The 12,273-nt window shown below is 46.8% G+C and carries 11 protein-coding genes; 4 read left to right on the top strand and 7 right to left on the bottom strand.

Going from position 1 to position 12,273, the window contains the following annotated elements; translation table 11 throughout:
* Positions 1–16: 16 nt before the first annotated feature.
* From Pan241w_RS08295 to Pan241w_RS08270, 6 genes are all read right to left on the bottom strand, one after another.
* Positions 17–775, bottom strand: a complete 759-nt coding sequence (locus Pan241w_RS08295) for a TrkA C-terminal domain-containing protein (RefSeq protein WP_145213672.1) — start codon at positions 773–775, stop codon at positions 17–19.
* 51 nt (positions 776–826) lie between these two features.
* Positions 827–1,033, bottom strand: coding sequence for a YqaE/Pmp3 family membrane protein (locus Pan241w_RS08290; RefSeq protein WP_145213669.1), 207 nt, complete (start codon positions 1,031–1,033; stop codon positions 827–829).
* A 307-nt stretch (positions 1,034–1,340) separates the two neighbouring features.
* On the bottom strand, positions 1,341–4,688 hold the full coding sequence (locus Pan241w_RS08285) for a PAS domain S-box protein (protein WP_145213666.1): 3,348 nt from the start codon (positions 4,686–4,688) through the stop codon (positions 1,341–1,343).
* A gap of 253 nt (positions 4,689–4,941) precedes the next feature.
* The gene (locus Pan241w_RS08280) at positions 4,942–5,205 is read right to left on the bottom strand and encodes a hypothetical protein (RefSeq protein ID WP_145213663.1); all 264 of its coding nucleotides are present in this window, start codon (positions 5,203–5,205) and stop codon (positions 4,942–4,944) included.
* 129 nt (positions 5,206–5,334) lie between these two features.
* The gene (locus Pan241w_RS08275; protein WP_145213661.1) at positions 5,335–5,502 is read right to left on the bottom strand and encodes a DUF1328 domain-containing protein; all 168 of its coding nucleotides are present in this window, start codon (positions 5,500–5,502) and stop codon (positions 5,335–5,337) included.
* Positions 5,503–6,004: 502 nt separating this feature from the next.
* Complete coding sequence (locus Pan241w_RS08270; RefSeq protein ID WP_145213658.1) at positions 6,005–7,486, bottom strand: sigma-54-dependent transcriptional regulator; 1,482 nt, start codon at positions 7,484–7,486, stop codon at positions 6,005–6,007.
* A 459-nt stretch (positions 7,487–7,945) separates the two neighbouring features.
* Between Pan241w_RS08270 and Pan241w_RS08265 the strand changes: the two genes are divergently transcribed.
* The 3 genes from Pan241w_RS08265 (at position 7,946) to Pan241w_RS08255 (ending at position 9,400) form a co-directional block, all read left to right on the top strand.
* Positions 7,946–8,776 (top strand): PRC-barrel domain-containing protein, encoded by an 831-nt coding sequence (locus Pan241w_RS08265; RefSeq protein ID WP_145213655.1) that lies wholly within the window; start codon positions 7,946–7,948, stop codon positions 8,774–8,776.
* A 124-nt stretch (positions 8,777–8,900) separates the two neighbouring features.
* Positions 8,901–9,089 (top strand): hypothetical protein, encoded by a 189-nt coding sequence (locus Pan241w_RS08260; protein ID WP_145213652.1) that lies wholly within the window; start codon positions 8,901–8,903, stop codon positions 9,087–9,089.
* 107 nt (positions 9,090–9,196) lie between these two features.
* Entirely contained in the window at positions 9,197–9,400 is a 204-nt protein-coding gene (locus tag Pan241w_RS08255) for a CsbD family protein (RefSeq protein WP_145213649.1), read from the top strand.
* A gap of 183 nt (positions 9,401–9,583) precedes the next feature.
* On the opposite strand, the gene Pan241w_RS08250 is transcribed toward Pan241w_RS08255, so the two are convergent.
* Positions 9,584–10,180, bottom strand: a complete 597-nt coding sequence (locus Pan241w_RS08250; RefSeq protein WP_198000402.1) for an ANTAR domain-containing response regulator — start codon at positions 10,178–10,180, stop codon at positions 9,584–9,586.
* A 335-nt stretch (positions 10,181–10,515) separates the two neighbouring features.
* Here Pan241w_RS08250 and Pan241w_RS08245 point away from each other — a divergent pair, with 335 nt between their 5' ends.
* Positions 10,516–12,072 (top strand): alkaline phosphatase family protein, encoded by a 1,557-nt coding sequence (locus tag Pan241w_RS08245; RefSeq protein ID WP_198000401.1) that lies wholly within the window; start codon positions 10,516–10,518, stop codon positions 12,070–12,072.
* Positions 12,073–12,273 lie beyond the last annotated feature (201 nt).

Genomic DNA, 12,273 nt, shown 5'->3' with positions numbered 1-12,273 from the left:
CCAGATAACATGATGATCAAACCGGCTTTGCCTGGTTCTGCTCATTTCGTTTTTGATCATCCACGGCTTTGTGATGCTCCCAGTTCCCGGCTGCACCGGTTCTTCGTTCATCCAGGTTTTTCAAAACACTGGCTTTTCCATAAAGCAGAACCGTATCATCGACTTCCAGTTGAGTATCCCCGCGGGGTGCTCCAATGTAGGAGGCATCCGGCTTTTCTATCCCAAGTACCAGCACACCTTCGTCGGCCAGTTTCAAATGGTTCAATCGAGTGTTTGCCAGCCAGTCACCTGCTTTAACATTCAATTCAACCACGATGTAATCACCAGTTAGATGCAGTAATCCAGCGTAGTCACGTATTTCCAGGTCACTCCAACGCTGCAGTGCGCGCTGTATGATTTTTGAAATGCGTCGGTCGACCCATTCACTGTAAGCGATCATCCAGAGTAATGATAAACAGAAGGCAAGAACTCCGATACGCAGCCACAACCCTTCATTCGACTCAGCTCCCATGAAAGATAGAATCAGTGACGAGATTGCTGTCACGAACCCGGCGTTCCCAAATACCATGAGGATCATAATGATTCGACGACGGACTGGGTGCCGCATGACTTTTTCGGTTTCGGTTGTCGTAAAACCCGTGCTGGTAAATGCCGACCGTGCCTGGAAGCGCGCCAGCGGGGTTGAGAGTCCCGTCAAAGTCAGTGCGATAGTCGCCACGCGCACCACGATCATGGAAATGACGATAATTACAACAAGCGATACAATTGCTAACATAATTGCTCAGATCAGATTTCATTTCATCTTAGAATTTGTCGACGTGAACTACTATTTCTTCGCAATCACCCAGACAGCATGTACCAGCCCTGGGATGTATCCACATAATGTGAGCACGATATTCAACCAGAAGTGCATACCCAGGCCGACTTGTAACAGCACCCCGACTGGTGGCAGAATAATTGCCAGAATGATTCGTAGTACATCTGCAAAAGTTGACGACTTTGGCTGTGCCTGAGTCTGTAAATTAGTTGACATGGTTTTATACCTTTCTGAATGAAGGGAATTTTTCCAGTAATGGTTACATGGCACGCATGTATTTTTCCAGTGCCTGTGAATGGAACCATTTCTAGAATGATTTAAAGCAGATCCCGTACCAATCCCGGATATTTGAGCATTTTCTACAAGCAGTACATGAAAACCATGTATTTTCAAAGACTTTAGGGAAAAACTACATAAATCCGTGATCGATTTACGATCAGAATGAGCGAATATCGATCATCCGCCAGCGCCCCTGAGAGTCGACGCTATTTGAGATGAGAGACAGTAACAATCATGAGTCGCCTCATTTATTTTCGGCTTGCCACTGGTGGAGTGCTTCGGTCAGGATGGTGAGCTCTTGCTGAAGAGTCGCCAGCGATTCCGAAACGTGATTCAAATCGCCGGAAAGACCGATGTCTTCCACCACTCTTGCCGCTTCAGTTGCCGAGTATGCATTAAAGTTCGCGCAAAGCCCTTTTAAACTGTGGGCTGCACGGGTAGTCTCTTCCGCATCTCCTTTGTCCGCACATTCAAGTGCTTCCTGCATCAGATTCGAAGAATCTTCAAAAAAGTAATTCACCATATCATTCAGAATTTCAACGTCATCCCCCGTACGTTGCAGCGCTGCTTGCATGTCAATCACGGATTGTTGTTTTCCAGAATCGACTTGCGTTCTGGGTACAGGGGGTTGTTGCTTCGTTTCCTCTGAGTCCGTCCGTTTTCGCTGGGCTTCCTTGGCATATCGTTCTAACAGACGCAGCAATTTTTTGGCATCAATGGGTTTAGAAATGTAGTTATCCATCCCCGCTGCGATACATTTATCGCGATCGCCACGCATGGCGTAAGCTGTCATCGCAATAATCGGAATATGGTCACCTGACTCTTCTTCCTGTTCACGAATCATTGCCGTTGCCTGTAAACCATCCATGGTTGGCATCTGGACGTCCATCAACACAATGTCGAACGATTCATTGCGTAGACACTCGACGGCTTCACGCCCGTTATTGGCAATCACACAGTGATGTCCTCTTTTATTTAAGATTGCCGTGATTACCTTTTGATTGGCTGGTGTATCTTCGGCAATCAGGACCTTAAATGACTGACTGGCTTCATTAATTTGACTGACGCTTTCCCGTTCAAGTTGAGGCCCCTTGAGAGCCGTCATGATTGCATCAAGTAAATCGGATTGAGAGACAGGCTTTTCCAAAAATGCTGAAATATCCAGGTCATGGCAACGTTCGCTAAAAACCTGGTGATCTGCAGACGACAACATGAGAATCGTTGCAGAATCCAACAGGCCTTCTTCTTTCGCCTGCTCCAGCAACATAAACCCATCGGTCTCCGGCATTAACGCATCGACAATCACAAGTGGGAATGTTTTTTGTTCCTGACTCGCTTCAGAGAGTTGCTCTATCGCATGTTGGGCTGATGGCACTGGTGTCGGAGACATTGACCAGTTGCTCAACATTTCTTCCAGGATGAATCGATTCGTATAATTATCATCCACGACGAGTACAGGCAGGTCTCGCAATTCATCGACGGTCGCTTTATCACGGATCACGACTGCTTCATCGGCTTCTGCAACAGGTAATTCTATGACGAATGAAAACTTGCTGCCCCTTCCCAATTCGCTCTCCAGCTGCATTTCCCCCTCCATCAACCCGATCAGTTCATGACAAATCGCCAGACCCAAGCCTGTACCCGAATACTGTCGTGTCGTGGAAGCATCGGCCTGGGCAAAAGGGGAAAAGATCCGTTCCTGATCCTCGGCTGCGATCCCGATACCTGTGTCTGACACACTGAATTCCAGAGAGACATTTTCGCCGGGTAAAATATCCTGAGTGACCTCAGACGACTCAATCAGCTTGAGGGCAACAACGACTTCCCCCTGCTCTGTAAATTTAATAGCGTTGCCTGCCAGATTCGTCAAAATCTGACGCAGCCTGACTGGGTCACCAACAACGCGTTTCGGAACTTCTTTTTTGATATGACATACGAGCTCTAAACCTTTCTCGTACCCCCTCAAAGAAAGCGTTTTAACAACATCGTCCAGTAAATCGCGCAGGTTAAATACAGTCGGTTCCAGTTCAAAACGACCTGCTTCGAGGCGTGAAAAGTCTAGAATGTCATTCACGAGCAACAGAAGTTGTTCTGCAGAATCTTTTGCTGTTTCGAGATAATCGCGTTTTACGGGCGTCAAATTCTCCTGTAATGTGAGCTCCAACATCCCCAGTATTGCATTCATGGGCGTGCGGAGTTCATGACTTACGTTTGCAAGAAACTCGCCTTGGGCACGGCTTGCCTGTTCTGCCTCATCACGGGCTTTCCGTAGTTCTTCTTCCCGACGACGTCGAGCAGTAATATCACGTTCGATTATTGACGAGCCGATAATCTGCATGTCCTGACCTCGAATCGGTGAAACGGTAATGGAAACATCAATAATGGTTCCATCTTTCCGCATGCGCCGGGTCTGGAACTGCTCCAGTCGTCGCCCCGTTTTCATGGCTTCGAGAATCTCAGATTCTTCACGCGCCATCCCAGGGGGCAGAATAATCGAAATCGTTTCGCCGATGACTTCATCAGCTTTCCAGCCATATGTGATTTCAGCCCCGTTATTCCAGGAAGTGATGGTCCCATCAGGCGCTTTGCCGATGATCGCATCTCCTGAATTATCAACAATGGCAGCCAGACGCGTCCGTTCTTCCTGCCATTGCATACGTTCCATCATCTGCCTGATTTTATTTTTCACCCCGCGCGCTAAAGACAACAGATTCTGATCGGGCGAAACCAGTTTTGTATTGAAAAACTCGACGACTGCAATCACTTCTTCGTCTACTTTAATCGGAAATGCAAAAGCAGCTCTGACTCCAAGACGAGACTTATTACGTCTACGAACGATGGTTTCGTCCTGTTCAATATCTGTAATCCAGACTGCTTTTCCAGTCTGCCAGACCTGTCCTGGAATATCCTCGCCTGGAGCCAGTTTCACTTGTTCTGAAACAGCTTGCAGCTCACTAAAATTTGTATTCTCTGCCAGGTACCAGATACGTGAAGAGACCAACTGAGTCCCTGCCTGATTTCGAATAAAGGCATGTCCTACAGGCCAGCCCGAAATCTCTCCCAGATTGGTAACACAGATTCGCAAGGCGTCTTCCAACGCATCATGCGTTGATGAAGAATAACTCGCCTGCTGGAGTAAGGCTGTTTCCAGTTTCTCACGTGCAATGAGTTGTTCGGCCTCTTTCCTCTCCGATACATCCCGCACAAAAGCATTAAAAATGATTTGCTCATTCCATTCGAGTTGCGTCACCATTAATTCAATTGGAAATTCTTGACCATCTCTGCGCAGTGCTGTTAGTTCCAGTTTCTGATCAATCACACGTCCTTTACCTGTGGACTTGAATAGACGAAGACCATCCAAATGTTGCGCAATATACTGCTGAGGCATAATCAGTTCTGCAACCGGTTTTCCCACTGCTTCTTCACGTGTCCACCCAAAGACTTCTTCAGCGCGCCGATTCCAGTCAATCACGCAGCCATCCAGATCCATGGTGATGACTGCATCCAATGCAGAATCAATGATTGCCTGTAGACGTGCATCAGAAGCCCATAACGCAGAACTCGGGGTATTAGAATTTGAGGAGTGTGTCATGCTCTTGCTGTTTCTAATTTAATGACTTTGATTTTTCTGAAGCATTCTGAGAACCAGAAAGGGACTACAGCTTCATATTTTGTATGAAATTAACAGAATGGAATGCGTTTTTCTACACGTATGCAATCAGCAGGACCAGACCACTGGGAAAAGATGCCTCCACTCTGACCTGGGGCTCCTGCTGGAAAATAAGCTTTTCAAAACAGGGGAGGCCAGCCTTAGACCACTTGCCTCCCTGTCTCCTCAATTATTGTTATTGTTGCTTAAGAGTGTCGGGCGCCGCCTGATCTGTTTTCGAATCTTGCGTTTGATCAATAAGATCACGTCCCTGCTGAGTCGCATCCTCAATCAACGCTTCGCCTTTTTCAAGAGCAGATTCGGTATCTTTTTTAACCTCGTCTTTATGAATCGTAATGGTTGAACTCTCATTAAGGTCAGCAAAGGATACCCACTCACCAAGCACCATTGCCACTACGGCAACAATAATCAAAATAATGACAATCAAATTTTGCATCATCCTACTCCTGATTAAAAACATCTGATTCCTGCCTCATAAACCAAACCGACGACACACAAACAGTATGCCGTCGGTTGGTTATTGCAGCAGCTTAGAAGACAGAATGAATCTAGCCTTCAGTTGATCCTATTATTCCGTAGGAATACGCTTGCCAGTCAGCAGACTGATGACTGCAAGGACCAGAAAGATGAAGAAACAGATTTTGGCGGCACCATAGGCCATTCCACCAACCAGACCAAAACCAAACAGACCTGCGATTAAAGCAATTACCAAAAACATCAATGCCCAGCTTAACATAGTTCCACCCTTTCAGTATGTGGGGTTGTCTTGTTCGAAATCGGGTTCTCATTTCCGATCCGGTCAGGCCAACGACAATGTCAGCGGAAACCAACCGACCGAGTTTTCATCTCGGCTCATTTAATATTTCTTTTTTCATTGTTGATCGCGTTGTGGCGATAAAAGTAAGTATCGCAAGTGGTGTGCCAAACAAGTCACCCCAGCAACAAATTCACCGTAAGCCATTACTTGCGAGTGAGATAGAAAAACAAACCAAACTTTTATTTTTCAAGAAAGCATGGAGGAGAAAAGAAAATCGGTTGCTCACCGATCGGGAGAGAAGATGCTTTGGTCGGTTACCAACCGAAACCAGAATGAAGAGATTCTACTTGATTGAGCTGCGCATTTTTTCAAGCGCGTGTACTGATCTGACTGAGCACGACGAAGCAAGCAGGCCCCACAGTCTGTCTGTTGTGCTGGTGGGCTCCTCTTCAATCAATTCGGTCAGGCAAGTATTGAGATGCTATGTCGCATCGTCATCGATGCTGACCGTCTTCTCTAAAGAAATGCCGAACTGGGCAATACGATCGCGAATTTTTCCTCTCGTGATCCCCAGAATTTCCGCGGCACGCGTCTGGTTGCCACCAGTTTCATTTAAGATCCTCGTGAGCAGGTAGCGTTCCATCGTTTCCAGAGTTTCGCTGTAGAGATCAGTCGAATTGGCAAGCAATCGCTCATCCACAAAAAGGCGCAAGTCAGAAAGTGGGAGCGTATCGCCCGTTTCCGAGATTTCCGGATCTGCGGAAGCCGCAGTTGCGACATCTGCAGAAGTCTCGCCCAGAAGCTCGCCTGGCAGGAACGAGGGAATAATAATCGGACTGGTGCTGTTTAACAGAGACTGTCTGATCACACTCTGTAATTCACGTACATTTCCAGGCCACTGATATTTCATCATCAATTCGAGCGCTTCGGAAGAGACTCCTTCGGTTTCCGTACGTCCCATCTCATAGCATGCCGCATTCAGATAATGCTCTACCAAGAGAGCAATGTCTTTACCACGTTCACGTAACGGTGGTAAAGAAATTGTCATCCCATTCAGTCGATAGAACAGGTCTTCGCGAAACGAACCATCTTTCACCATCTCTTCCAGGTTACGATTCGTCGCCGCTATGATCCGCACGTCTGTTTCGATGGTTTTATTTCCGCCAACGCGTTCGAACTTCTGCTCCTGCAACAGACGCAGTACTTTCCCCTGGGTCAATTGTGACATATCGCCCACTTCATCGAGAAAAAGCGTACCACCGTTGCATTGTTCAAACTTACCGATCCTCTGTTTATCGGCTCCTGTGAAAGCCCCTTTTTCGTAGCCAAACAATTCACTTTCTAAAAGTGTCTCAGTCAGCGCGGCACAATTGACCGCCATGAAACATTCGTTTGAACGGGGACTGTGCTGATAGATGGCCCGCGCGACCAATTCCTTGCCTGTACCACTTTCTCCTCGAATCAGAACGTTCACATTTTGTGCGGCGACGCGTCCAATTGACTTGAATACTTCCAGCATCTGTGGACTGCGCCCCACAAACTGATCACCATTTTCAGGCTTTGCATCGCCCACGGGCAACGCAACGGGAATATTCATCAACCGGCGGGTTTCGATGGCTTTCTGAATCAGAGCATTGAGTTTCGGTAGGTCAAGTGGCTTGGCCAGATAGTCAAATGCCCCTAACTGCATGGCTTCAATAGCCACATTGCTTTCACTTGATGAAGTAATGAAGACAACCGGCAATCGACGGTCAAGACTGCGAATTTCACGAAACACATCCAGTCCTGAAACTGAAGGCAACACGATATCAAGCAGGACTACTTCGGGCGCTTCGCCTCGGATTGCCTCAAGCCCTTCGTCGGCTGTTCCTGCAGAAATGACATCCACATTTACTTTTTCAAGCGATCGCCGCACCATTTCGCGAATTGTACGATCGTCATCAATCACCAATGCTTGGGGCATATTTCAAAAGTTCCCGGTTTCTTTTCAAATTTCCATTGTGGCTGCTGCCTCGCGAGCAGGCAGATTCTACCACTGTCGTAACCCATTGAACAGAATCAAGCAGCACGGTATTTGAGTATTATAGACGGTTGCTCGCTGTTTCAAACTTATAAATTCTATGACTTCGTGGATTGACTGTATAAGCGTCTGCGTTAAACTGTCAGGTAGATCCAAGCTCCCGATTCGTGAAGAACAGGGAGATAACAGGCCTATGAAAGCCCTGTGGAGCACGCTTTGTGTGCGCCGCAGGGCTTTTTTTATGCTCGGACACAACTCCTTTTCCTGCTGGGTGATCGTCGAACAGTCTGGTTTATCAGCCATCGATCAACCAAAAGTCTGACGACAGATAAGGAGGTCGGAAATCAATTTTGAAATTTTATCTGGAACAAGCAAATCACTATATTTCAACGAGAAAACCGCATGGGAACGCGTAAATTCAGTGACCGTCAACAGGAACCCGCTGCGAATGGCACGCGATCTGCTTTTCGTTTACAGACAGAAAAAGGAAAGGAGACATTCATGTTTCGCAGCATTAAAGAACTTAACGGTTATAAGATTCTCGCCACTGATGGAGAATGTGGAACCGTAAAAGATATTTTATTTGACGATGAATCAAACATTGCCCGTTACATTGTCGTTAACACAGGTGGATGGCTGACCGGGAGGCAGGTTTTAATTTCCCCCGTTGCCATTGATCAACCAGATTTTGATTCCCACAATCTTCCTACGGTTCTCACCAAGGCAAACATTGAAGAATCGCCGACGATAGAAGCTGATTACCCGGTATCTCGACAATACGAGTCGGCTTTGGCGTCATTTTATAATTGGCCCATGTATTGGGGGTCTGCAGCTTCCTCCGTTCTCAGCCGCCAGACGACCTCTGCGGAAGTGGCGACGCAAGTTAAAGAGAATGAAGGCGATCCCCACTTACGTAGTACACGGGAAGTGACAGGGTATCAGATTCAGTGCATGGAAGGTCCTCTGGGGCATATCGAAGATTTAATCGTTGACACAGAGAGCTGGTCTTTGCGGTATCTGATTATCGATACGAAAGACTGGTTGCCGACAAGCAAAAAAGTCATTATTGCGTTCGACTGGATTACCCATTTCACATGGGAAGACAGAAAAGCCCACGTCGATTTAACTCAAGACCAGGTGAAAAACGCGCCTCATTATGATTCACGGCTGCCCGTAAACCGTGCCTATGAAACACAGCTTTACGACTTTTATGGTCGTCCCTCTTATTGGTAAGACGCATCCAATGTCGTCTACCAGCATGTAAGTTTCACTCGACACTACTTTAAAGTGTGATCGCATCGGGCTCTCCGTGCGCTGACATGAAATCTGATTCGTAAATTTCTAAAGGAAAGATCCCATGAAAAAACATATTCAAATGCTGTCAATTCCATTTGTCACACTGGCCCTGCTGCTGACAGCATCATTCACACTCACTGGTTGTGATAACAAGGAAAAAGTACTCGATGTTGAAACGCCCGGCGGTGAGATTGAAATTGAACGTGATAAAGATTCGGGCGCAGTTGGAGTTGAAGTAGACAAAAAATAAGCTCAAACAGGTTTCATGTTGAAACCTGATAACAAGTCGGTTCTTTCCGGAACTGATATATCAATGTGATCGAACTCACTCTCAACTTAATATGAAGGAGAACAAAAATGAACAGTGATCAACTTGAAGGAAAATGGAAACAGATTAAAGGTCAAGCCAAACAGAAATGGGGTGAATTGACCGATGACGAACTTGATCAGATCGATGGAAAGCGTGAAGAACTGATCGGTAAGATCCAGGAACGATACGGGATCGAAAAAGAGGAAGCTGCGAAACAGGTTTCTCACTTTGAAGAGACCTGCCATTGCTAGTCCTCGATTAGATGAAAAGCGGTCGATGTCAATTTAAAAACGTCATCGATCAAGAAGCCAGCTCGGCAGAGTGAGGCTCTGGCGCTGTGGACTGTATCTGATACAGTTCACAGCGTTTCTTTATACTCGGACTCAAGTACCACTTTGATCAAGCACGCAATGCCACCAGTTCAATTACACCTTCTACTCTCCCTCAACGATTTCAAATGCTCCTTCTGCGTTAATGATCGATTGCGCTATCTCAATTAGCCTCATACGTTTGCTACTTGCCAGTTTTTGAAGCTGCTTGAATGCGTCTCCTTCATTCAAACCAGTCGCTTTCATCATAATCCCTTTTGCCCGTTCGATGATTTTTCGATCTGTCAAGGCGACTCGCAAATCCTGATTCTCTTTGCGGAGTTCTGAAAATTCCTGACCACGGCGATACACCAGGAGAATCGTCGGACCGAGATCAATCATCCGGATCGGTTCCACGAGCCAGGCCATAATATGGTCGAGAGCGGCCGTTTCTACGAGTTCCAGGTCTGTTTTCGGCGTTACAATAATTCCGGGGATGGGGCAATCCTTACTAACCAAAGTGAGAGCCCGGATCCCATCCATATCTGGCATGTGTACCCCACTGATGACAATATCAGGCTGCTTCTTCTGACAGACATCAACAATGCCTCCTCCGGTAAAAACAGAACCCAGAATCTGATGTCCGAGTTCTTGAACACCGTTCTCAATTGTAACACGTGTCTCAGGATCGCTATGCGCAATCAGAACCTCAAGGGATTCCATCACCATCGTCGTTCAATCTCACTTTGCATTGAGTTGTAATTTTTTAGAACATTACTCGTTCCTATTAGACCAAATCATTTTTGAGTGCACCATATCTGAATGACCAAATTTTGCTGAAATATCGAGCCGCAGTTATGGATATCGGTCTGTTTGACAAACAGTAAGCAAAAAATAATACAATACGATCTCAGGATTGCTGTCAGAGTTGAAACAAGTCAATTATGATTGCCTGTTCTTGAATCGGTTTTATGAGTCCCCCCGCTTTGGGGGTCTTCAATTACAGGTTTGTGAGACCATCCTCTGACCTGGACCTCTATCAGAGAGTGAATTCTTCAATGAAAAAAGTCCTATTGATCATCATTGATGCTTTGGCAACACGCGTTGTTTCACCAGCGTTGCAGAACGGAATGTTGCCGAATATTCAGAAGCTGGTTGACCAAGGCATCTTGTGTCCGGAATGCACGTCTATTTTCCCATCGATTACCCCCGCTGCTACGTGTTCGATCGTGACAGGCGGGTACCCTTTTGAACACGGAATTTCCGGCGCTTACTGGTATGATACCGATGCAGACGAAGTCGCTTATTTTGGTTCTGATTTACCCGCCATCATGAACGAAGGAATGGAGCACTACATCAATGATTTTCAAATCAGATTGAATATGGAGCGGTTGCGAATTCCGACACTCTTCGAGCGAATTGAACAGCATGGGTCACTTTCTGACGCGGTCGTTAATTTCATGTGGTATCGCGGCACTGTAGAGCATGAGACAACCACTCCCACCCTGTTAAATTTAACTCCCGGCATTTCCCTGGCATCAAGTATGCGCGGCCCACACACCATGTTTCTGGGTGATTTTGTTTCAACGCCGCTTTACGGTACGAAGCCCTCTGCACGAGGAGGCTTACCGAGACGGTTTGGTTTTCATGATGAAGCCACCGCTGACTACCTGCTGGCGATGGCAGAACAAAATTGCCTGCCGGACTTGACTCTGGCTTATTTCCCTAACAACGATTTTGACAGCCATGCAGAGGGACCCAAGAACGCTGTTTCCACTCTGCAAGAAGTAGATACCCATTTAGGAAGACTCTTTGAGATGCAAGGCGGGCTTGAGAAGTTTCTGGACGAATTTACCATTTTAATCACAGGTGATCATTCGCAATCTGACCTGGATGAGAACCCCAGCGTCGATTTGAATCAAGTACTTGAGCAATTCCCGATCGTCGAAGCAGGAAAACCCTGGCAGGGAGATGAAGACATGAAGGTTTGCCCGAATATGCGATCCGCTCAGATTTATATGAAACCGGAACTCTGGAATCGGCGCGGAGAAGTCATCGACTGCCTGATTAATTGCCCTGAGATTGATCAGGTTATCTGGTGTGATGATGAGAATGGCTTAAATGGAACTGGGGAAACTTCCTTTCACGTGCAGACAGCCGACCGGGGTCGTCTCGACTTTAAACCGGGAGTGGATCAGGAGGGCAACGCTGTCGACTGCTATCACACCAACTGGGTCTGGAAAGGAGATCTAGCCGCCATTGATGCGAAAGTCACTCCTGAAGGTGAAGTCAAATACGGTGATTACCCGAACGCATTCGAACGCATTGCCACAAGCTTTTCTGAAATCACAGGCAATATCTGGGTAACAGCACGGTTGGGTAAGGAATTCTGTCTGCCTGACCTCAAGTGCAATCCCGCAGGATCGCATGGTTCACTCCATCAACTCGATTCAACGGCCCCACTGATAGCGGCCGGCTTGCCCGATGATTTCGAACTTCCGGCTTCCCCCAGAATTATCGATATCACTCCGATCTGTATGCAACTTCTCAATCTCTCGCCTCCACGCCTGCCTGGATCAAGCGCAATATTAAATCCTTTGAATGAGGACTTGTAAACTTAGCCAGAAAGAAGCCGTGCGACCGGCTGGAGAAATTTGTAGTCGGTCGCCAGCAAGCCAGAGTGGTTTGAATTCGCGCAGAAAATGATGTGGGAGTAGTCTCGTCGAGACATGAATTCCTGAAATAAACCGACGGCAATCAGGTATCAGACAGTAATTACATTCCTTTCTCCAGTTTCAGAACACTACATAACCTCT

The organism is Gimesia alba (genome assembly GCF_007744675.1).
GTDB lineage: Bacteria > Planctomycetota > Planctomycetia > Planctomycetales > Planctomycetaceae > Gimesia > Gimesia alba.
This window is presented reverse-complemented; position numbering and strand designations above follow the sequence as displayed.

Coding starts and splice junctions, on each gene's coding strand:
- Pan241w_RS08255 (WP_145213649.1), top strand. CDS start 9,197: ATGAACAGTGATCAACTTGAAGGAAAATGGAAACAGATTAAAGGTCAA.
- Pan241w_RS08290 (WP_145213669.1), bottom strand. CDS start 1,033: ATGTCAACTAATTTACAGACTCAGGCACAGCCAAAGTCGTCAACTTTT.
- Pan241w_RS08285 (WP_145213666.1), bottom strand. CDS start 4,688: ATGACACACTCCTCAAATTCTAATACCCCGAGTTCTGCGTTATGGGCT.
- Pan241w_RS08295 (WP_145213672.1), bottom strand. CDS start 775: ATGTTAGCAATTGTATCGCTTGTTGTAATTATCGTCATTTCCATGATC.
- Pan241w_RS08260 (WP_145213652.1), top strand. CDS start 8,901: ATGAAAAAACATATTCAAATGCTGTCAATTCCATTTGTCACACTGGCC.
- Pan241w_RS08275 (WP_145213661.1), bottom strand. CDS start 5,502: ATGTTAAGCTGGGCATTGATGTTTTTGGTAATTGCTTTAATCGCAGGT.
- Pan241w_RS08250 (WP_198000402.1), bottom strand. CDS start 10,180: ATGGAATCCCTTGAGGTTCTGATTGCGCATAGCGATCCTGAGACACGT.
- Pan241w_RS08280 (WP_145213663.1), bottom strand. CDS start 5,205: ATGATGCAAAATTTGATTGTCATTATTTTGATTATTGTTGCCGTAGTG.
- Pan241w_RS08245 (WP_198000401.1), top strand. CDS start 10,516: ATGAAAAAAGTCCTATTGATCATCATTGATGCTTTGGCAACACGCGTT.
- Pan241w_RS08270 (WP_145213658.1), bottom strand. CDS start 7,486: ATGCCCCAAGCATTGGTGATTGATGACGATCGTACAATTCGCGAAATG.
- Pan241w_RS08265 (WP_145213655.1), top strand. CDS start 7,946: ATGGGAACGCGTAAATTCAGTGACCGTCAACAGGAACCCGCTGCGAAT.